This window comes from Enterococcus sp. AZ063 (assembly GCF_051715045.1).
GTDB classification, from domain to species: Bacteria; Bacillota; Bacilli; order Lactobacillales; family Enterococcaceae; genus Enterococcus_D; species Enterococcus_D casseliflavus.
The window spans coordinates 2699997-2725365 of the sequence record NZ_JBIOTA010000001.1; the positions used below are offsets into that span (position 1 = coordinate 2699997).

Consider the following 25369-nt stretch of genomic DNA (forward strand, 5'->3'; position numbering starts at 1 on the left):
CGAAAGGAGTTTTTTATCGCTAAAGCTATTTCGTCCACGCGCAGAAACGCGCGGTTTTTTTGTTTCGTACGCTACGCGAACGAAACTGACTAAAGTCAATAAACAAAAAATCTGACCCAGATTTGATTTTGCACAACTCATCAGTCCTTATTGACAAAGAGCCCTTTTTGATCAATCAATTAATCAAAGTAAGATAACAAAAAATCTGAGCCAGAATGTGGTTCATTCTGACCCAGATTTGATTTTACGCAACTCATCAGTCCTTATTGACAAAGAGCCATTTTCAGTTGTATATTTCTCTACCATCACTAAATGTCGAAGAACGACTCTTTTTCTTAGAATAAAATTGTTAACGGATCAATCAGTCCATTCACCGCTAAATTGCGATCTAAGGCAAATTCTAAATGCAAATGCGGTCCCGTACTATTTCCTGTTGAACCCACATAACCAATAATTTGTCCCTGTTCAACTGTTTGTCCCACTTCCACACAATATTCTTGTTGATGGGCATAAAGGGCAGCACTTCCGTCTTCATGCTCAATTACTACCACGTTTCCCCAAGAAGGGTGAAACTCCGCTTTGATAACCATTCCTGCCTTACTCGCATAGATCGGTTCTCCTTGATTGGCTGCCATGTCTAACCCTCTGTGGAATTCTTCTCCTCGCCAACCGAAGGAACTAGAAATTGAATAATTTTTTAGAGGTACCATATAGCCATCTTTTGCGAGTGTTGGTCCCGCCACTTCTTTATCAAACGTCGTTAACTCATACGTTTCAATCAACCCATTTAATTTTTGGTCATATTGGGTATCAGTAGCGTATCTTCCTGTTAAAAATTTGGTCGCTTCCTGATAAGTTTTTGCCTTACTTTTCCAAACACCATCATAAAAAGACGTATTTCCAACTAAGCCTTCTTTTAACAGTTTGGCATAGTCTTTTAAGCTTTCTTCGTAGCTCTCATACTGCCGAAAGGTTGCTTGGGTCGTATAAAGTGTTCCGTCCCCTAAATCTTCTTGTGTCGCAAAAGAGACGCCTTTTCCATTATGTGTGCCTTTAATCCCAAACAAATTATAATTCGGTGCTTGGGCTAACTTGCTTTGACCACTAGCTGATTCTAAAATGGCTTGGGCGATCATGACAGAAGCATATAAATCATTTTCTTGTCCAATTTTACGAGCAGATTCACCGATTTTACGGATAAACGTTTCTACAGACTCATCTTTTTCAAAATGAATCTTCCCTTCGGTATCTTGTACGCTAGAAGGGACTAATTCTTGTATCGGTGCGCTTGGTGCTTGATGATAGTTTTTTGTCTCTTCTGAAACGGTTGGTTGTGCCTGTGATACGTCATTCATAGGTGCAGTCACACCCTGTTCAGGTGCCTTTTGTGGGCGTTCCGTTTTTATTGGCTGTTCCACTTCTGTTTCTGTACTTGGTTTTTGAGGAGCCTGTGCGCTTTCATCAGAAGGTTGCTCATTTGGTTTTTCTGACGATTCCTCTTCAGGTTTTTGATTGTCTTCTGGTTTGTCAGGTTGATTCGGTGTTTCTGGCTGTTCTTCAGAATCGATTGGTGGAACATCCGTTTCTGGATTATCTGGTGTATCTTCAGTCGGTGTTTCTGGTTGATTTTCTTCTACAGTGGAACTTGTTGTATTTTCTTCGGTTATCGTTGCAGATTGCGAATTTGTCGGTTGATTGTTGTTCTGTTCATTAGCCAAAACCGCTGGCGTATAACCAAAAACCTGACTAACTATTAACAAAGTAGATAATAGTTTACTTCTTTTTCTCACTCAATATACTTCCTTTCTATGATTATTATTAAGATAGTAGTAGCTTGGTATCTACAAAAACAAGCATTTTTACTATACTTACTCGCTCGATAATGTGTTAATTTTTTGTATATTCTTTCAGAAAAAAAATAATTATTTATCTATTATAGTCTTATATAGTGCATCTAATCGGCGTAACAATCCTACCTTCTTCCTGTAAGTTATAGTCACTCCATCACTATTTGAGATCTTGAAAATCAATTCTCTCCATTATTTCAAATTCTTGAGGATTAAAACTAATACCACACCTCTGTTTTTAAAAAGGTGTATCTTAATCAATGATCTGAAAAGTTAACTAAAACTTTTAAATTAAGTTCAATATGATCAATTAAGTGTTTCACGATCCAGTTAGAACTCTTTATTTGAAACTTTTATTCTTTCCCTGAGCCCTCCCACTTTTCTAAACTTAAACTCCATTATTTAAATTATTAAAATCTGTATTACGATTTTAATGACCAAATATCACTCAAATTAAATCTTTAGATTGGGATTTTTAATAGTTTCTAAAAAATCTTGGGTTCCTTTTTTTATAGTTAGCAAATTTGAAACTATTTATTCTTGATATTTCCATTCCTTTGCATAAAACTTTACATAAATTTTATTTCAAAAAAACAGTTTTAATTAAATAGTCACAAAGAAAACAGTAAACGGTGCATTCATAAATACCTTCTTTATATATATATTCCCCAAAATATTATACTATTTTTTTAGCTTTTAAAAATACGTGATAACATTATCTAGTATGGCTATGCTTTACATTAAACAATTGATACAATTTTTAAAAGTTAATAAAACGTATAGGATCAATTTTTCTCACGGTGCCAATATTATTGGAACTACGAAAACATTAATAACAACGATTATAAAAATACTCCTTCTAGCATCTAATCATAAAAATAAACGTCAGTCGACATTAAAGATCATTAAGGGCTTAACCGGCATCTTTAGATTATATCCGCACAATTCTTTGAAGTAAGTTTGAAAATCATTTTCAACGATGCAAATAATTTCTTGGGAAGAAAAAAAATCATATGAAATAAATTCAGCAAGTAAATTAAGTCTAGCATCAATCCCTAATATTTGAGGAAATACTTGCCAGAACGTTTCTTCTGAAATAATAGCAGTTAGTTCATCTAACCTACATAGTTGCTTATTTATGTAATCATCCCACTCGGTCTCATTTCTTCTCCCCAAAAGAGTACCCTGAAAATATTCTATATATTCTTCCTGAGTTTTGAACAGCGACATGTTTTACCTCCTTTTCTAAATTGACAATAAACAACCTTAAATTTACTAAATCCACCAATTAACTTTTAGATATCTCAAACACTTTATATGTATTCTAGAGTAAGTAACACATTTTGAACGGATTTTCTCTTTGATCACTAAAAAAACATTTTAAATATGAGAAAGACTAAAAAAGTAAAAACATAATAAAAATGAGATTAGTTATAATACTTAATACAATCAATAGAGCACAAAAAACAGCAACTTGATTAAAATTAAAAGACTTTCGCTGTTTTCATCGAAAAAATCGCATTCTTTCTGTTTATTCTCATCTTCAATAATCATCTCTCATGATTATACTAAACTCAATCTATTGTTCAGTTTCCTATTTCTAGGGAATTCATATCCTAGCTTACTCAATTCCTTTTTTGAAAGTAAATAACGTTCCGTCCCATTTTCAATTATAACTGAATTTTCCAAAAAAATAGCTACAAAACCGCGACATTTTACTCCATTAGCATCCTTCCCAATAATTTCCATACCTATTTCCAATAACATAGAATCTTCAATCTCCTTATAATATAAATCTCAGAAAATACTGATGCTTTAGTTTTTCTTTTCTATACTTTTATAAGTCTATTCAGTCCAAACTAAAAACTGTATTTTTCAATTGTTTTTCAACTACTGTAGTGATTATAGTAATTTATAAAAGATTTTTTTTTCAATTTTTGTATCTCATACACTAATAATCAAAAAAAAAAATAAAGTACACAAGCTCTATTCAGATATTTATCATTTTTCGCAAATTTTTTTATCTCTCTCAATTCTATAAAAAAATCGTACGACTGAATTTTTTATGTATGAAACTATAATTAAAAGAAATTTAGTTAGCGGTAATCCTTCCCCTTAAATACTGAAAATGCTAAAATTAGTTAAGGCAGAAACTTTGTGTAAGAATAAAAAAATTCGGTTTACAAAAAGTTAAATGTGTTGATTTTAAAAGAGTAATTTTAAATGATACTATGAGTTATTTTAATAAATAACGTTTACATATCATATCTATCGAAAGCGAGGACAGACAACTAAATTAATCGTTGATACCCTAATTAATTATTTTGATTTGCACATACAGCTATAACTTCCTGTTTTCCATGAACTCACTCTTCACTTACACATTGAATTCAGCATCATGCTCACTTGCAACATAAACTATCTTTATTTATAAAAATGGTAGTAAGCAATCTTATTCCCTTCCATTAACTTATATGATTCTTAAACTGATTTTAATTCCTAACGTTACAGATGTTCCTTTTTCAAAATTATTTTTTCTTATGATTTATCGACACAAAACAATAAGAGAGGACGAATCAAGATGATAGAATCTTATATTGAGAAAGATATTATGCGTCAGGTTAAATTAACAGAATACTTCTTAGATCTCAAGGAATTGAATATTTCCGAAGTCGCAAAAAAACTAAACGTAAATGCAACCACCATCAAAAGAGATTTTGAAAAATTAAGTGCATTTCTAGAACATCATATATTAAATACATCTATCTCCAGTAAAACTATTTCTATTGAATTTAAAACTGATTCTTCTTACTATACTCTTGTTCGTGAGTTATATAATGAATCTAAATTTTTACGAGTTTGTGCTCGATATTTAATGGGAGAACAAAATTACTTAGACATTGTTGAAAATGAATTTGTTTCTGTTACAAAAGCTTTTCATCTCAAAAAGAAAGTAGAAGAATACTTTATTGCTTCTGGAATTATGGATAAAAAGAAAACTTTTTTGAATCATGAGTTTGAATATCGGTTAGTTATTTTATCAATTTGGATGAGATCAGATTTACTAGATGGATCTGTTGACAAAGATGATATGTCTATCGCAAAAAAGTTAACCAATACAATTTTAAGTAACTTTTTAAATAATCCTGAAATTAATCATAGAGACTACAAGCTACTTCTTCTGGGTACTTATTTATCAGTACATAGAGAGAATAAAAGCAACGTGAGTTCATTTAAGTTACCCATATCTTCAGAGTATTTAAGTAAAATCACTACTTCTAGTTTAACTTTTGAAAAAATCAATTCGATAAATTACAAAATATTAAAGGATTGTGCATTAAATACCGAAGAGATAGTTTTCCTAAGCTTTATTTATAAATCTTTGTCATTAAACACAACAAATTATTTGTTAGTTGAGACCAACTATTTTATAGAACGAAATTTCACTATTGCTACTGATCCTAATATTACACGTTTGATTCGAAAATTAGAATACGAGTTTAGTACATCCCTACTAAACGATATCTCATTTGAAAAACCCTTTTTAACTTTTATAAACTCTCTTTGGAATAATACTCAAAACTTCATTGTTGACAAACATTATTACTTAACAAATGTCCAAATCGATTGTTTAGTAAAAATTAAAAAAGCTTTTAACCAATGGAAAAACGAACTAAATTTGTCCAATATCAAGATTAGTGAGATTTCTTTTGAAAAATTCTGTGTACAAGCAACTGCTTCGCTCTTAAAAGAGTCTACATTAAAAACAATTGTAATCATCGTTGCAAAAGATGAACTTTCTCATGTTATTTACAGAGAAAACCTTAAAAGATGGCTTAATTTAGATTTTAATTCTATTGATGACATCATGTATTATGACATAGATAGTATACCAATTTACATTAAGTCGATGCCTCATATAATAATTTGTGAACGTTCATTATTAGTTAATAAGAAAGAAAATAATCATGATGTGTTTGAAATCTCAATCCCTACAATAAATAAAGATTTAAAAAGAATTCTTTATAATTTAATCGATAGAAAGTTAACATGGAAAGATACCTTATCGCATGAATAAAACAAAATTCAGCTTTCTTAATTAATCCATCTCATTTACTAATTGATTAATTAAAAAAAAGATCTACAGATCTAACAACTAGGCCAACAACAAGTTCGTACCAGATAAATAATTATATTCATGAATGCTCGTTGGAGAAAAACTGATTCTAGGACAACTCAAAGCTTTTTGATAACTTCTAATCTATTTTTCACATTGTCAAGCAAATAATCCACGTATAATCCAGCAATGAATTAAAACAATAAACAACTTTCAAAATACAGAACCGACAAAGCGTCGACGATTGAAGTGATTTGTAAAAAAACTTAATCACACCTATGGTCTATACAATTCCAATTATCGATATGATCGATCCTTTCATAGCCCCATGATGCAAAAAGGGCTGTCGATGAACGTTAGAATTATGTCAAGCAAATAACAATGGCTTACGAGACCTGCCAGTTTCTCCTCTATCACTTTACACATAGGAATAACCGAATCTTTTTCGATACAATCAACAGCTTAGAATAACGCATCTCACAATTGTTTTGTAAGAAACTGATTTCTTTATTAAATACAAATTAGGGATTCAACATTCTTTAAAAACCAGATATAGTGATGGTGCATTAGAAGAAATAAAGAATAAGATAAAGTGATAAGATAAGCAACCTACAACTATAGAAATCCCCTCTCTTTTCTCTTAAAATATAAGTGCTAAAAATTTCAACAATTTTTATGTTATTCTCCAGTCCTTTTTAAGAAAAAAGGACTGGTTTTTTTATTTACATAAAATTCTCCTATTAAATAATTAATCGTGTATCCACCTTGCACGTTATGCACGTACATATGAAACGATACCCGATCAACTTCTATAATCTGTGCCTCGATACGCATGCCTCTTACCACTAACTCATTTCCCTGAAAATCTGGTGTGACTCGGTAAAGAACATGATTCCCAGTCGTTCTCAGATAATCAGTTACTTTATTCTCATATTCTATCCTTCCAGGGGTATTAAATGATCGTGTCCCTGTCATCAGATTTTTGGGATTGTTATTTTCTCCTGTCAACTGATATCCAATCAAGTGACAACGATTATAAAGATAATCGCCATTCTTCATTTTCTTTTGTTTCCAGCCAGTCGGCTTAATATATAAGCGTTCCCGTTCTCCTGTTGGCATCATGCTTTTATGCAAAAGTGCGCTGGCTACGCCTCTCGATTCAAACGATCCAAATCTGAAAAAATTTGCCAGTTGCCATTTTCTAACGAAAAGTCTTCTTCAGAAAAATTCGGTTGGTTTTGATTCACTATTTCTACTTGTGTATTTAGTAGTTGTTCTTCATCTTGTTTGATTAATGCTTGTTTTATTTCTGATAAGGAAGCTTTTTGAATATCAATTGCTTCACAGTCAGTCCCAATAAAACCAATCAATGCTAGCGCAATAAAAATACTTCGTTTTAATCGTTTCATTTTTTCTCTCCTCCTAAAAAATTGTCTTCTTGTTCCTATCGATTGAACAATTGAATCGCATTTATGGATTCTTCACCTGTTTGTTTCGCAATCAATTTAGACAAAATTTTTTCCAACCATTTTTGATCTGGGACATAATCTAAAAAGTTGCCTATCGTTGTTAATACCAATTCATCACTTGCGAAATCTACCAAGCGAACGCTTTGATAAGGGGGTAAACTTGCAACGTAATTGATAATATTTTCATCTGTATACTCAAAAGAACCCAAATATTGCATGGTTCGTTGATCGTAACTGTCAATGATTTTCATAAAAAATCGCCTCTTCTCTATTTATGGTTCTATACCTGAAGAAATCAGGCATAGAACAAAATTATTTTTCACTTAAAAATGCGGTATAACGACATGTTTAGAATGGTAAGTCACTATCTGAAATTTGAACATCATTTTCAAACGTTGATTGCTCTACTTGATTATTCGTTATCGCTTTTGCTCGTTGCTCATTGACTTCTTTACTCTCTAACAAATAGAAATCTGTCACTAGAACTTCTGTAACATACATTGTCTGCCCTTGCTGATTCTTATAGCTCCTTGTTTGCAGTCGCCCATTAATACCAATCAAACTTCCTTTTCCAGTATATTTTGCTAAAGTTTCCGCAGCTTTTCTCCAGATTGCACAACGAATATAATCTGCTTCACGCTCGCCGTTTGCATTCGTATAATTTCGATTAACAGCTAAAATAAACGTACCTGTCGCGTTGCCATTTGGCGTATACTTTAAATCCACTTCTTTTGTTAAACGTCCTACTAAATTCACTGAATTCATCATGATTTTTTCTCTCCATTCTTATATTGATTATTTTTGAAAGGGGAAACTATCCCCTTAATAATAACTACTTTCATAAACAGCTTGATTTTTATATCTATGAAACGTGTCCCAACTACGATAACCGCATAACATATCAGGATAGCTTTCTGGATCAATCCGTTTTTTTACAATACTGTCTTTGGTTTTTGCTAAAGGATACTCTATAAACTTGTCTTTCATTGGAACAACTTTTCCACTCATGGACGAATAATGCTCGACCATTTTCTTTTGAATAGGCTGAAACCATGCTGTTTTTTCTGTTAGCTTCACAATTTGCCAAAACGTCACGTTCGTTTGTTCGTAGCCCCAACTACTATAAAAAATATCTCCCACTTGATAAGGTGTGTTTTTTTCCATTTTCTTTTTTCCTTCTCCCTTTATTTTTTTACCGTACAAAGAGAATCATTCTCTTTGTACGTCATGTGATTTTTATAAAAAGTTTTCAAGCTTGCCGTTGTTAATTTCCCACTCGTACCATTCGGTAAAATCCTGCGAAAAGCCATTTACGGCATATTTTTCTTGGTCTTGTACTTCTTGTTCGTTCATCGGGTCTAATGCGGTAGGTTTATTGATTGGTCTAGCATAACAACCAATATAGGTTTCAAAATCTCCTTCAAAGCTCCCCTCAATAATCAAACCTCTTTCTTGCAATTCTTTTCTTGCCTGTTCTTTCAGTTGCTCGTTTTTAGTTGTCATGGTTGTTTCTTCCTTTCTTGAATAGAATGTTTTATTTGATTTTTTCGCCACCCCCACCCACCTTTTCGGTAGTGTGTCGGGGGCGCGGGGGTTTGGGGGTGCAACCCCCAAGGTCTTCATTCGGCTCGTTTTTAGACGAAGGCCTGCTTGTTTGATTTTGGGTTTCAGTTGTCAAGGATCAAAGTGGACTTCTGTTTAGAGGCCCTTTTCGTATAGCGGTCGTTCGGCATAACCGGCTCGAAAACATGTTCTGCCAATTGCCAAGGGCGCGCAGCGTGCATTTTACCCTTGGCAATTGGCAGGTTATGTTTTAGGTTATACTCGCCGAATGACTGCTAGACGATTAGGGACTCTCGAACGTCCACTTCTTTGACAACGGATAAATCCAACAAGCTAGTCCTTCCTAAAAACGAGCCGGTTCAGACGCTTGCGTCTGAACTGTGCCAGCTTGCTGGCACAAAAAAAGAACGAAGCTTGTCTTCGTTCTTTCCCTCTTTCAAATGTGAGCGAAGCGAACACCCTCTTTTACAATACTTCAGGCGTAAACTTCACTTTTGGTTTTTCCTCATTTTCAGTTGATTCTTCAAATAAATTCAAACGACTTTGAACAGCGCCATTCGGATAAATTTTTTCTCGTTCTACTGTCCGCCAATTGACTGCTGGATCATTCTCTAATAGTTCTTCTAATCCCTCTTCAAACTCTAAAGCAGAAAAAACATGCAACCGCTCAAACAATTCTTGTTGACTCGCATCTTTTTCAGTTTCACGCTTGAAAAAAATACGCTTAAACGCATGAAGTTCTTCTTGAATTGCGCCACTAGGTGTCACATAAATTAAATGTGATTCAGGACGTGTTCGCAACTCACGAATATATTTCGGAAAAATCGCTTCACGGTAGCGACGACGTGTTTTCAACGTTAGCTCAATTTCAAAGGACCAATTGATCTCATGATTTTCTTTGTCTCGAAAACGAAAAATAAAATCTGGCACAAAAAATTTTCTTCCTTTTGTTTTAGGATTTAAATCTTTCGTTTCATAGACGGTACGTCTTTCTGAAATAATCCGTTTTAAATGTGGGTGGTCTTTTGCCAATTCCATTCCTTTAATCAAATAATTGTTAATTTGTAAATGGTGATTCAAATTATATTCAGGAACTTTCGGCAACGTATAATATCCACCTATACTTTGGTGTCCTTCTTTCGTTAAATAATAATACATTTCTGTTCCATATTTTTTTCGATCGATTAAATTCTTTTTATATAGCTTTCCCAATACTTTATTTAATCCATCTTCCTTTATGTCCAAATCAAATTTCAATAATTGCTCTAACTGTTTTTTTGTTACTACTCTTAATTCATGAAGTAAACATAAAATTGACAGACTAGTACAATTACGAGCAGAATAATCAATAAAATAGCCATGCAATAAATACTTCATATTTCATCACCTTCAACTTAATAATGCTTTCTTGCAAGTTTCTGTTCGAACAAGTCTTCAAGTTTCCTCTACACTTGTTTTACTCCCACTCTCTCGCAAGTTTCTGTTCTGGACAGCCCCAAGAACACTGGGGCGTTGGCCGTGGGGTTGATTCTCCCCCTCTTTCAAAAGAGGCTGAAAGAGGGGGTTAGGGGGGAGTTAGTTTTGAGACCCCAAGATTGGGGTAGGGGTTGATTTTTTCCCTTTTAAATTTTATGCTACTACTATTTTTAGTAGTGTATTCTTTATCTGTTGGCTGTCGGCGCTTGGTATGTTATTCGGAGACTTCCCGCTTAGGTTTTTGACCATTTTTTCTCATAAGTGGCGGTTTTTCCACGTTGAGAGAAAATGGTCAAAAACCTGGAAGTCGGAGAATGCCTTTAATACCAAGCGCCGACAGCCCTCCTCCATCATATAAGTTTGCCTTCTATTTGCCCTTTGTTTGCCCTATATTTGCCTTATACTTGCCCTGAAACGCAAAAAAAAAATAAACGGATTTCAAACAAAATCCATTTAATTTTTACTTGATTTTATCTCAAAATCGATTCAATTCGAGTAAAATCTTCTTCAAATTTCGATTGATTTTCGTTAAATTTCCGAAGCGTTTTTGTTCTAAAAGCAATTGAATTTGCTTCAAAAGAAAAAATAAATTCAATCGAAAAAAGAGGAAACACTTGATAAAATATTATTTTTTCTCAACGTACTTTCTTTCAGATTTCACTAAAAATCAGGAAGAAATTGTTTCAAAGTTTGCTCAAAAAAGAACGTTTTTCTCTCAATTTTTTTGACGTTTCCGTCCTGAACAATAAGAAAAGTTGGCACACTTTTAATACGGTAACGTTGTAAAAACATTTGAAGTGCTTCTTGTCTTGGTTCTTTTCTTGTTTCAATTCGATACACATTTCTAGAGAATTTTTTGTCGTATCTTTCCAAGAAAGATTCCACTTCTTGGCACTTTTTACAATCATTTCTTGCTAGATACACAAAAAATGACGCGTTCGTTTTTTGAAGTGCTAACACTTGTTCCAAGTCACTCTCGATTAGTTTTCCGTTCAATTTGTCATCATTCGCTACAATCTTAAAACAACCAAATAAGAAACAACTGACAATAAGCATCGCAACAATAGCTTTCTTATTTCGCATGTTGTTTCTCCAAATTTGGTTTCCGAATATAGACGACTCGCGGTGGCTCCTGAACATCTTCAGCTGTTCGATACACCACAAATTCTCCTGTTCTCAATGCTCGAATGCGATTCGGATTGAATTTAAAGCGGTCTACGTCTCGTTTCGTACCTCTTTCTCCTGTCCAATCAACCTTTCCCATATCAGAATAGCCTGCTTCTTGTGTCGTCGTTTCTGTTAATTCAATGTCTTCTTCTGTCCCCATTAAATCTGCCCAATAATCAATTTCTGTCGGGTCATTTGTCTTCCCAATAAAGAACGTATTCACATTCCCAATCAACTGTTTTCGAAGGACAGGATCAATTCTATCAATGTCCGCAAGCGTTTGAGGGGCATACGCCGCATGCACCCCAGCACCTCGTCCCTTATTGACTAAATCTATAAGCTTATCATTTAAATAAGAAGCGGGTTCATCAAACACCACTAAGACTTTTGAACGATTAGCTGTTTCTCCTACTTGTCTATACACTTCTGACGCAAAGAAATTAATATCTCCCACAAGCATTTGAGCCAATGTCCGAATAAACTCACTATAAATCAATCCGTTTAACGAGATATAAACAATCTTCCCTTCCCCGACAACTTCTTGAATATCTAATTCTCTTTTTCCTCCAGAAGTATCAAAGAGCTCCCCTAATTCACTATCCAATAACATATTGATATTGGTCTGTAAATTCTCAGAAGTCGCATACAAATAAAACGGGTTCTTCTTATGTTCGTAACGAACAAACAACCGTTTAAACAACGTTTGCTCGATTTCTGTCATGAGAAAAATGTTTTCTTTTAATAATAGGTAATACGTTTCTAAGTCAACGGTTTTACGATCATGTTCAATCATTCGTTCTTCACTTAACTGTTCCACATCGGCAAAATCACGTTCTGTTTTGTCCATCGCTTCATTCTTTTTCGTTTTTTTCTTCGTGGTTTTCTTCTTTTCTACGACCACTTTTTCTTTAAATAAATCTGGATTTTTCAGCTGAATACGATCCGCAAACAAATGTAAGACGTTTCGTGGCAATAAATAATGTTGTAACCAAACTAGATTTCTTTCAATTTTATGGCTCTTTTGGAACTCGTCTAAAAGCTGAATCGTTACCTGTAATAACGCTTTGGCTGCCGTTGAATAATACACGCTTTCTGTTTCTGCTAGATTGGTTAATTTGTCTCGAACGGCAATATCATTGCCATTTTTTACAGGATTATAACGCAAATCGCCTCCGTCCACAAAGACTTCAAACGGGCGATTATATGCCTCTGCCACTTCTTTTAACGCCTGTAAAGTCTCTCCTGCTCCTTTCCCATCGACTAAGATAACTGGGATACGAAACTTACACGCATGTTCTGCTAGTAATTGAATCACCGTCGTTTTTCCTGAACCTGTAGTCGCTGGAATAATCACATGTTGGTTCAATTCACTAAAGTTCATTACATAAGGGAGCCCATACTCATCTGTTCCTAATAGAATCACTTTGGCTAATGAAGCCAGCTGTTTATTCCGCAAGGCAACGTCTTTTATGACAATTGCTACCTGGTACGCTTGCTGATACTCTTCTGTATATTTTTGGGACTCTTGAAATTTATTTTTCCGACGTTCCTTGTATTCTTTGCTGTTTTGGATAGCTGTTTGTCGTTCTTTCTTTGAAACAACCTTTCTTTTTTCAATAAAAGACGCATACGCAATCAAACAACTTCCTGCACCTGCCCCACCTAAAAGGAGGGCAAAAATCGTTTGTCCATTAAACTGCAACGCATGAGAAAACAAGTTTAATGGAAACAATAAGTAACACGACAAATACCCTCTAGGAAGAACAAAAATAAAACAAAAGAGATTTAATAGCGTAAAACCTAACGCAAAAATAAAAAAAAGAGAGCTTCTTCGTTTCAAGAAGCTCTCATACTCAAAGTCATAAATATGTGCACGTGTCTCTTTTTTATCTATCGCAAAGACAATCGCTAAAGGAATACTGCCTACAATAAAAAATGGATATAGACAAACACCTAATAAAGTGACGATAAAATAAAGTTGTTGAAACCGACTTTTTGGCATTTCTTTTTCTTGTTTTCTTTTGCGATCGACAGAAAACATTTGCTCAAAATGCGTCGGTCGTTTTGGTGCATTCATCATACTATCGATTTCCTCCTATCGTTTTCGTTGTTTCATTTCTCTTCGATAAATCGGTTGTTTTTCTCGTTTTCGTTTCATTTTTGCTTGCGTTGCTCGAAACTCACTCCGTGTCTTCGGTGCTTGTTTTGGTGATTTTGTTTGTTTCATGGTTGAGTATGCTTTAGATACGGTGGAAGGCGCTTTGGTTTGTGCTGTTACTCGATTGACTGCTGACATATGTTCCCGAACCCTCTCTGGACGTCGAACAGATTTCGGTGTGGTAGAACCTGTTGCTCTTGGTACATTCCCTTTTCTTAGTGGTTTTTGTACCGCATGTTTTTGTCCTGCAACTGTCCGGGTTTTCATCGAACTTGTTTTTGTTACGGGAGTAAGTGCCTCCTTCCGACGACGACTTGTTTGTCCCTGACGACGTTTTCGATCGTTCAATTCTGTTCTAGGCGTATGCTTCTGACCATAAGACTTGTGTTTTTGCTTTGGATTCGCTAATGGCACCACCATTGCAGAACCCTGATTGCGATACGGACTACGAGACGCACCTTTTCTACTTCTTTCTCTTAGACTAGGATTGCCTTGCAATTCTCGTTGTAATAAATCGGCTGTTTTTCTTGCCTGTTTCTCCATTGCTGTTCGTTGCATACGTTCTTGACTTTGCTCTTCTGCTTGTTTCGCTTGATCATGCAAGTCTCGTGCTTTTTGTGCCATACGTTCCATACGATTTGGTGCTTTATGACGAGGTTGTTGTGCGGATTCACGCCGAAAAGCACTTCGTGTGGCTTGTTTCGTAGTTTGTGGCATACGAACGTCTGAGCCACCCCCACGTTTTCGTTGACGTTCTTGTCTCTTCCGTGCGTTTTCTTTTTCTTTTTGTTTCTGTGCTTTTCTCGCTTCTTTGCGTTCTTTCAACCGTTGTTTGGCGTCCCTTCTCAATTTTGCCTCTGTCCCAAATGGATTTCCCGCAAAAGCTAACGCTCCTCGGACACCTATTCTTCCAGTAAATAAACTGCCTAAAAACCCTCGGAACAAATAAATTCCCAACGGCGCAAACAAATAAACAATGATCAAGAGAATTTTTTTCCATGGATCGTCTTGTGTACTACTTAATTGGAACCCGTAACTAAGAAAAGAAGAAAAAAGGATACATGCAAAACCTGTCATTCCTTTTAAAAACGTCAAAATACCAAAAACTTTAGCATAGTTGCCAAACACATTCATTGTGACAAGAAACAATCCTAAAAAAAGTAAGAACGGCAACATCGGTACTAACAATAGTTGCATAGTTCCAATAATCAATCGAAACATACTTAAGACAAAATAAACAACGGTTTGAATCAAATTTACGACAAAATAAAACAAGGCAAATGCTGTATTTTTCCAACTATTGTAGTATTGTATGTTCTTGTTTTTCAGTTTATCTGCTTCATACTCTGTGACCTTATCATGAATTTTCTCCCCTGTTTTTGTGCCTAAATCATTGTCCAATAAAAGATTGATTCGATCATATTCTTTTCCAGCATATTTGACTTTCTTCTCACGAATTGTGTCTACATTGGTTGTGTCATAATTTAACAACAGATATGGTTCATAGACATTACTATAAAAGACCCGTGCCGCCATCAATTTGCCTGCCGTTTCCACTTTTTTATCCGCTGTTACCTCTTCTGTTTCTTTTGTTTCATAATTTGTTTCTTCTTCAGGTGTTAACACTGGATTGACCTTCACGAACGCCGTTTCCACTGTAGAATCTAAAGAAAAAAGAACATCAAAAAGATTCTTATTTGTCCCAGAATCTTTTAATACGCTTAACCCAGTAAAAATAAGAATCGTCATAAGAAACACGCGAAGTGCTTGTTTCATTCGAGCCTCTCCGGCATATTTGATTGCCATCATAATTGCTGAAAAACTGATTCCAATAGTTCCTGCAATACTTAACATATTGTCCGCAATTTTTTGTGTTAAGTTTTGAATAGGGGCTCGAATGGCGGAAATAATATCTAATTCAAAGAGAAATTCAACCATTGAGGCATTGAATTCTCCTAACATTTTTACGCCACTCCAAACAAAATTTTTCATCACTCCTGCAACATTGTACGATAGCTTTTTTTTAAGGTTCATTGACTCATAGTCATTGGTCATCAATTCAAACGAATTCTTTTTGTAATTTTTATACAATTGATCCACATCAGTCGTTACTTCTTTTACTTCTACTTTATCGTTGGCATTCTCTCCTTCAGAACGATCTGTTTCAGTGACACCCACACCATCGTTCATTTGATCGGCAGAAACAGTAGCCCCTTGTAGACAGAAAAAAAGACCCCCCAATAAAAGGAGCGTCCACCATTTCAGAGATTTTTTTCGCAAAAAAACCACCTCTTTTTTGTTTTATCGTTGTTTTTCATTTTCTAACATTGCTTGAATTTTTTCATCTTGATTTTCAGTAGAAGAAACAGCCAATAACCAACTATCAAACAACACATCAATGGCAATCGGTTGATTTCTTCCCAAATGATCCTGGAACAAACAAGTGCCTGTTTGTAATTGTTCCATCATTTCTAAATTGGCTGAATTCACTTCCATATCAAAGAAGGACAATAGTTTCTCTCGTGCTTCTTTTTGTTTCGGACGAAACGCAAATTTGTAAGAAATTAACTCTTTTTTATCTTCTTGATCGTAATCTTTAAACGCTTGTATAACAAGGTAAATATCCGTATTATTCGCACGTCCTTTTCGCAAGCTATCATCAATCAAATAGCTTCCTTGTGCGGTATCTTCATACCCTTTTGCCTCGTCATAAATAATCGCAGCGTCTTCTTCTTTGTTTGTAGAAAAAATATACGTAAACTTCATAATGACTTCCATAATCGCCATTCCTGCAAGTTGTTCGCTATTTAGTCGACCCGAGTCAATCTCTTTTTGAGTCGGAATGCGTATTCCTTGCGTCCCTAACACGTTGATTTGTGAATCAAAACGTATCGGCGTACTGTGCTCATTCCCAATGAGAATCTTTCCTAAACCAACGCTATGCCCTAAAATCAATTTAGCTAATTCTTCGTCACTTTTTCGAATTTCTTCGATAACTTGACTTAACGAATGCTTACCTGGCATGGTGTAAACTACATCGATAGCGTCTTGGATCACTGTCTTTTTGTGGCTCGCTGTTTCTCGATTGGTATCTACTTCTCCTAACATTCCTAACACATTTTTAGCGGTTTGAATGGCCTCTTCTTTTGGTAAAAACAATAGAGGATCAAGCATCCCTCGACAGCTTTCATCTGAAGATAACGAAATAAAATTAATTCGTTCATACATAGCTACAAATTCGGGAATATGTCCAAACTTTTCCAGTGCCTTTAAAAAGAACTTTTGCGTCTCATTTTTCGGATCAATGTAGAGAACTTTTTGTCCTAAAAACATCAACCACAAAAAGATATATTTTACAAGGACTGATTTTCCTTGCCCTGGTGGACCAATAATCAACGTATTTCCATTGGTATGAACGGCTCCTTCAATACTTTTCTTTGTCAGATTAGGAAAAAACCATACCAGTTTACTAGATAACGCTAACGCTTCTTTCGCAGATTTAAACTTTTTTGCAATAACAATCCGTCCTAAAGGAAATCCTTTCTTATTTCCTACTTCTTTCTTTAAGTCCAAGCCATAATCTGCCACAAAGCCTGTCGTAGCGACCTGCTCGTAACTTCTAAAACGTTGCGTACTTCCAATTAAGCATTGATTAAACAGTGTCAATTGATCCGCTACCGATCGATAAAATTTAAAATCTGTAGACTCAATCGCAAATTCAATATCTTTGACTCGTTCTTCCAATTCTTCTTTTGAAGAAGCGGATACAACCAGCGTGACGGTAGAATAACACAATCGTTTTTCTTTGCGCTTCAGCTTATCTTTTAAATCCATTAATCGCTCTGTGCCAAAATTTAACACATCATCGGAATCTAAAATGCCGTCAACGGTCTCATATTCTTTTTCTTGTTCATAAATCCGTCCTGCCATTTTATTAATTTTTCGTTCGTCAGATTTTTGGTGCTCAAATCGAAGACGAACATGTGTATCAATTGGAAAAGATAAGCTATCCTGAAGATTTTGAATAAAGCTACTCCCATACATGGCTAAAGGAGCCTCCGTTTGACTTAAAAACGTCGAATAATGCGTTTGATTCAACTGTTCAATCGCAATGTATCCTGCTTCATTCGAAATGACGCCCTCGCAAATTTCCATTGGCGTAAGCTGTCTTTCAGGCAATTTTTCTTCTGATCGATGAAAAAAATAATAATAAATCTGTCCAATCTCTTGGGCAGATAAGCGCTCTATCGGCTTATAATTGGACAATTCCGTATAGAGTTCCTTTTCTAATTTTTCATACGTTGGTAACACACTACTTACAGGAACTCGTTGTCCCGTAATACGATAGATAAACTTTTTAAAAACATACTTAAGCAATTGAAGATACTCGATTGGATCAGACACTTTCATTTCTGTAGTGAAACGCACAAACAGATACGTTCGATACTCGTTTAATTGCACTTCGTCTTTTAAAATTTTTCCTGCTTGTTCAAAGTACACTTTTCCTAAATCTGCGCATTCTCCCTTTACCAAATCTCGAATGGTTTCTTCAATATGCGTATCTAAGTTAAATTGACGCGGAATATTGATAAAATGATAGTCATATTCATCATGTCCAAGTATGCCTTCGCCATCTTGAAGATAGTTTTTGAAAAAATCAATGTCATTTAAAGGAAATACTTGGGAAGAAAGTTGATAGCCTACCCACACATCATCATTTTTGGTCAAGACAAAATTGCGGATAATGGCGTCTATCGGAAATTCTAATCGAGGAAGCTTCGTTTTTTTCTTTTTGAACTGCCAAATTCCGATAATAAAGACAACTAAAAGAAACAAAAACGCCATTTACTCAACTCACTCCTTCCATTTGTGTAGGGAATACGTCACTTTTTCATGAAAAAACGGCACATACAGTTCATGTTCAAAGCGTTGTTTCCGTTTCTGATAATAGGACGTTCGCCCAATTAAATACTCAAAAAAGTGTTTATTGTCCCATTTCATTGAAAACAATGTCCAAACGAGAACACCAATCCCAAAAAGCATAATCAACCAGGACTTTCGAAACAGTGTCTGTAAGAAACTAATTTGATTCACATAAGCAATCAAAAATAGGATCAAAAGAACCAAAAGAAATATTCCACCAATCACTAATTGTTCCATGCGAATCCCGTTAGAAATCCAGGGAATTTTTTGTCCTTTAATCCCGTAAATTTTGTGAGGATGCTTAAACTCCTTTGTATAGTTGTATTCCATGTTCACTCTACCTCCTTTTACAAAAAAAGAAGCGACCAGAAGTTCTAATCTTCTGATCGCTTTTGCAGTTTGTCTTTTTCTTATGATAATTGTATCCAGGGCACAATCATTTGCGTTACCCCCACGTTCTCTTCACTATCCTTAATAAAGATAATGTCCTTTAGCCATTCACCAATATCGACGGCATTCGATAACAATAAGACGAGCATTATCAAAATAAAGACGCCTATAATGGCAAACGCTGCCCGCGCAAAGCCTTGGGTCGCATAAGCACCAACCATTAGAACAATCGCAACGATTGCCAATAGCCAAATGACTTGTCCAGATACATCATCAAATAGCGATTTAAGATCAAAAAGTTTCATTTTCCTTCTCCTTTAGTTTCATTTTATTCATTTAACGTAGTAACAAAATAACTATCACCACTTGTTTTTACTTCCATTGAAAAATTTGATTGGAACTCGTTTCCTTTCTCAAAATAGAAACGATACTTCCCTTGTAAAAGGTAATTCCCTTCTTTATTTTTTACTGCATGATCCAGTTGTACATTGACCAATTCGCCGCCTTCTAATCCTTTTTCGTTAGAAATCAATGCCAATTTTTCATCGTTTTTGACATATAACTCAAAGAACCGTTTCACAAATGCTTCTAGCTTGATTTCTTCGCTTTCATTGACCGCTTGCCCAGAAGAATAAAAACGATTTTCCTGATAGTTCACAGAATTGGTATTCTTACTCTCAGAAAGATTCAAAAATTGAACACCATCAAGTACTTTTAAAACATTGTTTTGATAACTGACTGGAAAAGAAAGTTGACTGCTTTTCCAATGTTCTCCTTCTGTAAAAGTAACCTCATAAAACAACCGATACATCGCTTGTGTTGTGTCAATTTCTTCTAGTTTAATAAAGCGAACGTCTTTTGCTACTCGATTGGTAGCCGTCGTTACAAACCCTAAATCAGACGCTTCCAAGCCTTGTGCAAGAAAGTGATTGACGGAAGTCTCCCATTCGTTTCGTATTTCTGGCGAATAAGTAAATAACCTTTCAATAAAATGTTGTCCCTCGTACTTCAATTGTTCCGTAGAAGACAAGGTTTGGTTGACTTCGGTTAACAATGTTTCTGGATTCACTTGTTTTTTCACTGCTAAACGCGTTAATGTATCCACTCGTCCAAAGTTGAGGAGGAGCACGACACCCATTAACAGAAACAAACAAAAAAAAGCGCCTGAAAATACACTCATGGCACTTTTTTGCGAAAATTGGATCATTCGATCCGACGGTTCTGTTTTCTTTTTTTGAAACAAAAAACGTTTCTTTTTTTTCATTTCCTTCTGTTGTTTCGGTGGCTTAGTTTGGAACGCTTGTGGATTAAATTTTGCATTACTCATGAGAAATGCCATACCGTTCTAACAATAATTTCGGTATTTTGTCCACAATCACTACTTCATGAACGACCACACTTGCTCCCTCCAAAAAAGCAAGTGCTTCTTTGTAAGCATTTTGACTGTATTTTTTTGATAAAGCATGACAAATTTCTTGATAAAACAGTTGACTGCCCACCTGGTATCGATTATTGTGTATTTGCCACAAGACGAACACACTGATTTGAATGGCTGGACGAAAAAAAGAAAAATCCTTTCCATAAGAAAGAGCCGTTTCTTTCTGTTTTTCTTCTACTTGTTCTGTTGGTACTTCTTGTACCTCTCTTATTGCTTCTTGTCTTTCCATGACCTTCTCCTTTTATTATTCTTCTAAAAGTTGTTGATTAAAGCTACTTCCCAAATTTTGCATAAATGTGATTTTTTTTGACACTGGATCAAAGTGTACGTCAAAAATATTCATGGCATTATTCCAGGAACTATCATCAATTTTATTGCGATACGTTACAACGACAAGTCCTTCAATGATCGCATTTTGTGTGCTTTTTAGATATACTGAACATTTCTCTAATTCAGAAGATACCCCGTTTGAATCACCATAGGAAACACCTTCTTTGAAGTATTGCTTCATCAGTTTGTCAGAAAGATACGGTGCACAATTGTTTTTGCGTTCTTGAAAAGAGTCAGGTTCATAATTAAAAAGAACACCAAACGCTTCTGTCACTGTTTTTTGAAAAAGTTGAATGTTCCCTTTTTCTGTTGAATCATTGTTTTTCAATTCTTCATTTGCTTTTTTTAACGTCGTGACCTCGCTTTCTACTTGTTTAAGTTGTTCTTTGAGTGACGTTACAAGGGCTTCTTGTCCTTTCTTCACTTCTTCGAACTTGTTTATCTCCACCGTCAATTTCTCTTCTTTTGTGGTCAGCTGTTGCTTTTCATGAATAAGAAAAAATGTACTACCTACACCAAATATGAACAATCCGCCTACACAAACATAAATAAATAGTTTCTTCATTTGACACCTCTTATTTCTTTATCGGTCGAGCAAAACAAATGTCTCCACCGTTAAGCAAATACCCAAACGATAGATTGACTTGCCCTTCACCTACGCCGTTATTGTTCATTCCCCCTTGTTCGATTACTTTCGTAGAAAGTCCATGCCAATCTTCCGCTAAAACAGCTGTGTGTCCATCATTTCCCACACCAGAACCTAAGTTCACAATGATAATATCGCCAGCTTTTGCCTCGCTCTCAGGTATTTCTTGTAAATATTGCTTACTTCCTCTTGCGTCGCTCGTCATTGAGCCGGTAAACCACCCAACGTTCGCAGGTGTTTTATACCCTGCTTTCGTTAAAACAAGCCACACGAAACTCGAACAATCGGCATAACCATTTTTATCTGGATTTTCGACACTACCAAATTGTGCCCGTTGCGGTTGTGAATAATGGAAATAACCAATCAGACTTTTGGCTACATTTAATACATTGCTATCGGAAGAACTGCTTGTTCCTGTTGTTTCAAGACAATAATCGGTCAAGTCTTTACTTCCTGCGTTTGCCCCATTTTCTAATGTAACTGAAGCGACGGGATCGCTGTCATTTTTTCCTAGTTTTGCATACCATTGGTTCGCAAAATTGATACGATTCCCCATCATTGGTATCCCTGCACGCTCAAATTTCACTTGCCAAAGTTCCGTTGCTTCCTCCACGCTTTTTGCTTGTAACGCAACTTGTGAAGCCTTTTCTGTTGTGTTTAGTTCATGAATCAAAAACTCAACTTGTACACCTAAATCTGACCACTCTTTGTTTCGCTCTTTCGCAAAATTTTTCAAAGCAGTCGTTCGTCCTGCCGTCCATTGTGCTATCCCATGCCCAGATAATGGATCGTTTGGTCGTCCAATCGCTGTGGGACTCATACTCGACTCTTGTTGAAAATTGCCTAACATACCCGCTAGACCTTCTAATGTCGTATTTGGAATATGTTTTTGTACTTCCTTTGCAATTTGAAGCCCGTTTGTCTCCATGCCTTGGTTCGTTAATGAGATAGTACTTGCGACAATTTCGGTTGGACTACAGTCGATTTCTTCCTCTTCAGAACCACTACTAATCAAAACTATCATAAACAGAAAACCAAACATACATAGTAATAGTGTGGGTAGACAACCGAACCCACACCATAAAAGAAGCTTTTTCTTCATGTTTGATCCTTCATTCGCTTAGTTCATTTTTTGTTTTGCTTTTCTCTTGCGCCAAAAAGCAAAACAGCTGCCTGAAGCCAATAATCCACCAAGTGCTGTCACAACGATAGACACTTCTTCGCCAGTCTTAGGCAATACTTTCATTTTGCCATCGGACCCTTTCACCGCAATATTTCCGCTTGGAAGTTGTTCGACCTTGTCTGAAATGGGCGTCAAGCCATTTTCTGATTCTTTATAAGCGACACCATCAACGACGGAAACAATTTTTTCTCCTGAAGCTGTTTCAATTGGTGTACTTGGTGTTGGAATATGGGTTAATTCAGACGCATTATTTGTTTCAATTTGAACATTTTGTCCACCTGTTTGTTGGTTGCCAATACTTCCATCTGGTTTCACTACGACGTCCTGTACTGGAGGCGTAGTGTTCGTCCCCCCATTATTGATAGGTGGTGTCGTAGGAGGTGTTGTTGTTCCTTCATTGCCTCCTGGATTCGACGGCTTTTCTGGTGTCTCCGTGTTGCCACCATTTCCTGGGGTTTCCTCAACAGGTGGAACTTCAGGTGTTTCTTCCCCTCCGCCATTATCTGGATTTTCTGGTACTTCAGGCGTTTCTGTTCCTCCACCAGTATCTGGATTTTCTTCTGTTGGTGGAATCTCTGGAGTTTCAGGAGTTTCTGGAACTTCGGGCGTTTCTTCCCCTCCATCTGTCGGCGGTAAAACAGGTTCTTCAGGAACTTCAGGTGTTTCTTCTGTTGGTGGAATAATTTCTGTCGGTGGAACGGTCGGATCTCCTGGTGACGTAGTATCTGCATAGACACTTGTTCCTACCATACCTAGCAATACAGTTGCACTAAATAAGCTTCCTAAAATCAATTTTTTCATGTGTTTTTCCTCTTTTCTTTCTTATTGATTTATTTCAAAATCATCTAGTTCGGGAAGAGTGGAAACTAGATAATTTTTTCCCTGTTCTTCTAATTGAAAGGACACTTTTTTTGTTTCTTGTGTCTTTTTCTCTGTTTCCAATGTAACGATATACGCAATTTGCCAATGCTTGGCTTCTTTCTTCATTTCCCAGGATAAAATACTTTTGACTTTTTCCTTTTGAGGACTGATTTGTTTCGCAACTTTTTCCGCTAGAAACGATTGAAGCTTTTTCCTATACCGTTCTTCTTCCATTTCACCCGAATAATAATTCGTAATGAAATAACGACAAAACGTATCAATTTGTGGTTGTCTCGCAGCGAGTTCTTCCGCAAATGCAATGCGTTCTTGTAGTTGGTGTTCTTTTTTCGTTAGTTGTTCAAGCTCTCTTTGCGTTGAAAGTTGCATAATAAAAAGACCACAAGATACAACGACGATAAATCCAAACAAAAGCCATTGAAAAGACATTTTTTTCTTCTGAAGAGAGCCGTTGCTCTGTGTAAACGCTGTTTCTACAGAAGGTGGTGTTTTCTTTTCCTTTTTGATTTTTGTTGGTCGACGTTCGTTCTTTTGGTCTTTCTTTACTTGATAAAACTTCGGTAATTCGGAATTTAAGGTTTGAATAAAGGTTTGTGCTTCTTCACTTAATTGCCCATTTTCTGTTAAAGATTGTTCAATTAATGAAATCAAATGAAACTCTTCTACTGGAAAATCATACGAGCCTTCAAATACAGGAATTTCATGGTTTTCTGTGTAGATTTCCAAGGTACACCAGCCAATTTCCGCTCGTGCCAATAGCTCTTCATTTTCTCTTTTCAATTGAATAAATGCCTTATCTAATGCAATTTTTTTATCTGTTAGTAAAGACATGTTATCAACTTCTCTAAATCGAATCATCATCATTAGTCAAACACTTCTTCCACCACTTCTACCGCATATACCACTTGAATAGGGTTATTTAAAGAAAACTTCACCCGATATTCTTGATTGTTCAAACTGACGATATAGCTATCCTCATCTTCAGCATAATAGGTATATTCGTTGCCTTTGACTTGAAAATATTTTTGGATCGCTTGTCTTTGTTGCCATTCTCCAATCTTTGGAAAATAGGCTAAATGATAGCCAAATAAAACGCCAATCCCTAATAAAACAATTCCTGTTACTATAATCATCTGTTTTCCTCCTGTACCTGTTTATCTTCTATTGACTCTTTTGTCGGTAAGCAATAAAGAACCAGTAACACAAGAGAGCCAATCGTTGGGACAAAATAGAAAAAAATAAATGCCCAATGAAACCCTGCGTCTCGTAACCGTCGAACGCTGAGAGAAAGAGACGGGACAAGAACTACTAAACAATACACAATCAATACGCCTATCAAACTAACAAGCATTATTTCAGAAGCATTCAACGCTCCTGCTAGTCCAATCACTATGCCTAAGCCAAACCCAATGAGGGCATTCATTAACGCAACGAGCCAATACTCTTTTCTTGTGGCTTTCTCTTTGTAATTAAAGCTATTCTTCCAAAATTTTTTATAATTTGTGATCATATCTTTGTCCTTTCTACTGTTTATTTTCGATTCTAGTTTCTTCTGTTTTGCTAACAATGAAACTTGCCATAAAAAAGGTTGCCAGTACACCACCAGCTAGCAATCCACTTACAAATAACAAAACTTTTTCCTCCTTTTCATACATTTCACCTTAAAAAGGCAAAGTATAAACATGATAGATCTCATGTGCATACTTTACCTTTTTATACGAAATATGTTAACTCTCCAATCAATTACTGATTTTTAAATTCTTTATAAATAAAATAAAAATCG

The 25369-nt window shown here is 35.6% G+C and carries 25 protein-coding genes; 1 reads left to right on the plus strand and 24 read right to left on the minus strand.

Features of this window, described 5'->3' with window-relative positions; all coding sequences use genetic code 11:
- Positions 1–335: 335 nt before the first annotated feature.
- The 3 genes from IGK61_RS12735 to IGK61_RS12745 form a co-directional block, all read right to left on the minus strand.
- Positions 336–1790 (minus strand): glucosaminidase domain-containing protein, encoded by a 1455-nt coding sequence (locus tag IGK61_RS12735; protein WP_438844915.1) that lies wholly within the window; start codon positions 1788–1790, stop codon positions 336–338.
- 942 nt (positions 1791–2732) lie between these two features.
- Positions 2733–3077 (minus strand): DUF7006 family protein, encoded by a 345-nt coding sequence (locus IGK61_RS12740; RefSeq protein WP_438844916.1) that lies wholly within the window; start codon positions 3075–3077, stop codon positions 2733–2735.
- A gap of 333 nt (positions 3078–3410) precedes the next feature.
- On the minus strand, positions 3411–3614 hold the full coding sequence (locus tag IGK61_RS12745) for a hypothetical protein (protein WP_430601474.1): 204 nt from the start codon (positions 3612–3614) through the stop codon (positions 3411–3413).
- Positions 3615–4428: 814 nt separating this feature from the next.
- Between IGK61_RS12745 and IGK61_RS12750 the strand changes: the two genes are divergently transcribed.
- Positions 4429–5925 (plus strand): helix-turn-helix domain-containing protein, encoded by a 1497-nt coding sequence (locus IGK61_RS12750; protein WP_430601473.1) that lies wholly within the window; start codon positions 4429–4431, stop codon positions 5923–5925.
- A 717-nt stretch (positions 5926–6642) separates the two neighbouring features.
- On the opposite strand, the gene IGK61_RS12755 is transcribed toward IGK61_RS12750, so the two are convergent.
- The 21 genes from IGK61_RS12755 to IGK61_RS12855 form a co-directional block, all read right to left on the minus strand.
- Positions 6643–7083, minus strand: coding sequence for a DNA/RNA non-specific endonuclease (locus IGK61_RS12755; RefSeq protein WP_430601472.1), 441 nt, complete (start codon positions 7081–7083; stop codon positions 6643–6645).
- A gap of 26 nt (positions 7084–7109) precedes the next feature.
- Positions 7110–7373 carry a hypothetical protein gene (locus IGK61_RS12760; protein ID WP_430601471.1) on the minus strand — a complete coding sequence of 88 codons (264 nt, stop codon included), beginning with the start codon at positions 7371–7373 and terminating at the stop codon, positions 7110–7112.
- A 35-nt stretch (positions 7374–7408) separates the two neighbouring features.
- Entirely contained in the window at positions 7409–7684 is a 276-nt protein-coding gene (locus IGK61_RS12765; RefSeq protein ID WP_430601470.1) for a hypothetical protein, read from the minus strand.
- Positions 7685–7781: 97 nt separating this feature from the next.
- Positions 7782–8201 (minus strand): single-stranded DNA-binding protein, encoded by a 420-nt coding sequence (gene ssb / locus IGK61_RS12770; RefSeq protein ID WP_438844917.1) that lies wholly within the window; start codon positions 8199–8201, stop codon positions 7782–7784.
- 54 nt (positions 8202–8255) lie between these two features.
- Positions 8256–8636, minus strand: a complete 381-nt coding sequence (locus IGK61_RS12775; protein WP_430601468.1) for a hypothetical protein — start codon at positions 8634–8636, stop codon at positions 8256–8258.
- 33 nt (positions 8637–8669) lie between these two features.
- Positions 8670–8936 (minus strand): hypothetical protein, encoded by a 267-nt coding sequence (locus tag IGK61_RS12780; RefSeq protein WP_430601623.1) that lies wholly within the window; start codon positions 8934–8936, stop codon positions 8670–8672.
- A gap of 525 nt (positions 8937–9461) precedes the next feature.
- Positions 9462–10373 carry a replication-relaxation family protein gene (locus tag IGK61_RS12785; protein ID WP_438844918.1) on the minus strand — a complete coding sequence of 304 codons (912 nt, stop codon included), beginning with the start codon at positions 10371–10373 and terminating at the stop codon, positions 9462–9464.
- A 759-nt stretch (positions 10374–11132) separates the two neighbouring features.
- Positions 11133–11555 (minus strand): thioredoxin family protein, encoded by a 423-nt coding sequence (locus tag IGK61_RS12790; protein WP_430601466.1) that lies wholly within the window; start codon positions 11553–11555, stop codon positions 11133–11135.
- A complete protein-coding gene (locus tag IGK61_RS12795; RefSeq protein ID WP_438844919.1) occupies positions 11545–13719 on the minus strand; it encodes a type IV secretory system conjugative DNA transfer family protein in 2175 nt (724 codons plus the stop codon). The genes IGK61_RS12790 and IGK61_RS12795 overlap by 11 nt, the downstream gene beginning before the upstream one ends.
- 15 nt (positions 13720–13734) lie before the next feature.
- Positions 13735–16077: a CD3337/EF1877 family mobilome membrane protein gene (locus IGK61_RS12800; protein WP_438844920.1), complete on the minus strand. Its 2343-nt coding sequence runs from the start codon at positions 16075–16077 to the stop codon at positions 13735–13737.
- A gap of 21 nt (positions 16078–16098) precedes the next feature.
- Positions 16099–18642, minus strand: a complete 2544-nt coding sequence (locus IGK61_RS12805) for an ATP-binding protein (protein ID WP_438844921.1) — start codon at positions 18640–18642, stop codon at positions 16099–16101.
- Positions 18643–18651: 9 nt separating this feature from the next.
- On the minus strand, positions 18652–19050 hold the full coding sequence (locus IGK61_RS12810) for a TcpE family conjugal transfer membrane protein (protein WP_438844922.1): 399 nt from the start codon (positions 19048–19050) through the stop codon (positions 18652–18654).
- Between the two features lie 80 nt (positions 19051–19130).
- A complete protein-coding gene (locus IGK61_RS12815) occupies positions 19131–19415 on the minus strand; it encodes a hypothetical protein (protein WP_079158031.1) in 285 nt (94 codons plus the stop codon).
- A gap of 23 nt (positions 19416–19438) precedes the next feature.
- Entirely contained in the window at positions 19439–20374 is a 936-nt protein-coding gene (locus IGK61_RS12820; RefSeq protein WP_438844923.1) for a conjugal transfer protein, read from the minus strand.
- A 55-nt stretch (positions 20375–20429) separates the two neighbouring features.
- Positions 20430–20777: a hypothetical protein gene (locus tag IGK61_RS12825; protein ID WP_438844924.1), complete on the minus strand. Its 348-nt coding sequence runs from the start codon at positions 20775–20777 to the stop codon at positions 20430–20432.
- 15 nt (positions 20778–20792) lie between these two features.
- A complete protein-coding gene (locus IGK61_RS12830) occupies positions 20793–21443 on the minus strand; it encodes a hypothetical protein (protein ID WP_438844925.1) in 651 nt (216 codons plus the stop codon).
- Between the two features lie 10 nt (positions 21444–21453).
- The gene (locus tag IGK61_RS12835; protein WP_438844926.1) at positions 21454–22548 is read right to left on the minus strand and encodes a phage tail tip lysozyme; all 1095 of its coding nucleotides are present in this window, start codon (positions 22546–22548) and stop codon (positions 21454–21456) included.
- 96 nt (positions 22549–22644) lie between these two features.
- Complete coding sequence (locus IGK61_RS12840; RefSeq protein ID WP_438844927.1) at positions 22645–23508, minus strand: LPXTG cell wall anchor domain-containing protein; 864 nt, start codon at positions 23506–23508, stop codon at positions 22645–22647.
- Between the two features lie 21 nt (positions 23509–23529).
- Positions 23530–24417 (minus strand): hypothetical protein, encoded by an 888-nt coding sequence (locus tag IGK61_RS12845; protein ID WP_438844928.1) that lies wholly within the window; start codon positions 24415–24417, stop codon positions 23530–23532.
- A gap of 32 nt (positions 24418–24449) precedes the next feature.
- A complete protein-coding gene (locus IGK61_RS12850; RefSeq protein ID WP_430601455.1) occupies positions 24450–24719 on the minus strand; it encodes a hypothetical protein in 270 nt (89 codons plus the stop codon).
- Entirely contained in the window at positions 24716–25189 is a 474-nt protein-coding gene (locus IGK61_RS12855) for a DUF805 domain-containing protein (protein ID WP_438844929.1), read from the minus strand. The genes IGK61_RS12850 and IGK61_RS12855 overlap by 4 nt, the downstream gene beginning before the upstream one ends.
- Positions 25190–25369: the final 180 nt, after the last annotated feature.

Bases quoted from the DNA above. Each gene is read 5' to 3' on its own strand.
- IGK61_RS12750 (WP_430601473.1), top strand. From the start codon at position 4,429: ATGATAGAATCTTATATTGAGAAAGATATTATGCGTCAGGTTAAATTA.
- IGK61_RS12820 (WP_438844923.1), bottom strand. From the start codon at position 20,374: ATGAAAAAAAAGAAACGTTTTTTGTTTCAAAAAAAGAAAACAGAACCG.
- IGK61_RS12785 (WP_438844918.1), bottom strand. From the start codon at position 10,373: ATGAAGTATTTATTGCATGGCTATTTTATTGATTATTCTGCTCGTAAT.
- IGK61_RS12810 (WP_438844922.1), bottom strand. From the start codon at position 19,050: ATGGAATACAACTATACAAAGGAGTTTAAGCATCCTCACAAAATTTAC.
- IGK61_RS12740 (WP_438844916.1), bottom strand. From the start codon at position 3,077: ATGTCGCTGTTCAAAACTCAGGAAGAATATATAGAATATTTTCAGGGT.
- IGK61_RS12845 (WP_438844928.1), bottom strand. From the start codon at position 24,417: ATGTCTTTACTAACAGATAAAAAAATTGCATTAGATAAGGCATTTATT.
- IGK61_RS12745 (WP_430601474.1), bottom strand. From the start codon at position 3,614: ATGTTATTGGAAATAGGTATGGAAATTATTGGGAAGGATGCTAATGGA.
- IGK61_RS12830 (WP_438844925.1), bottom strand. From the start codon at position 21,443: ATGAAGAAACTATTTATTTATGTTTGTGTAGGCGGATTGTTCATATTT.
- IGK61_RS12840 (WP_438844927.1), bottom strand. From the start codon at position 23,508: ATGAAAAAATTGATTTTAGGAAGCTTATTTAGTGCAACTGTATTGCTA.
- IGK61_RS12815 (WP_079158031.1), bottom strand. From the start codon at position 19,415: ATGAAACTTTTTGATCTTAAATCGCTATTTGATGATGTATCTGGACAA.
- IGK61_RS12805 (WP_438844921.1), bottom strand. From the start codon at position 18,642: ATGGCGTTTTTGTTTCTTTTAGTTGTCTTTATTATCGGAATTTGGCAG.
- IGK61_RS12780 (WP_430601623.1), bottom strand. From the start codon at position 8,936: ATGACAACTAAAAACGAGCAACTGAAAGAACAGGCAAGAAAAGAATTG.
- IGK61_RS12850 (WP_430601455.1), bottom strand. From the start codon at position 24,719: ATGATTATAGTAACAGGAATTGTTTTATTAGGGATTGGCGTTTTATTT.
- IGK61_RS12765 (WP_430601470.1), bottom strand. From the start codon at position 7,684: ATGAAAATCATTGACAGTTACGATCAACGAACCATGCAATATTTGGGT.
- IGK61_RS12835 (WP_438844926.1), bottom strand. From the start codon at position 22,548: ATGATAGTTTTGATTAGTAGTGGTTCTGAAGAGGAAGAAATCGACTGT.
- ssb (WP_438844917.1), bottom strand. From the start codon at position 8,201: ATGATGAATTCAGTGAATTTAGTAGGACGTTTAACAAAAGAAGTGGAT.
- IGK61_RS12760 (WP_430601471.1), bottom strand. From the start codon at position 7,373: ATGAAACGATTAAAACGAAGTATTTTTATTGCGCTAGCATTGATTGGT.
- IGK61_RS12825 (WP_438844924.1), bottom strand. From the start codon at position 20,777: ATGGAAAGACAAGAAGCAATAAGAGAGGTACAAGAAGTACCAACAGAA.
- IGK61_RS12755 (WP_430601472.1), bottom strand. From the start codon at position 7,083: ATGCCAACAGGAGAACGGGAACGCTTATATATTAAGCCGACTGGCTGG.
- IGK61_RS12790 (WP_430601466.1), bottom strand. From the start codon at position 11,555: ATGCGAAATAAGAAAGCTATTGTTGCGATGCTTATTGTCAGTTGTTTC.
- IGK61_RS12795 (WP_438844919.1), bottom strand. From the start codon at position 13,719: ATGATGAATGCACCAAAACGACCGACGCATTTTGAGCAAATGTTTTCT.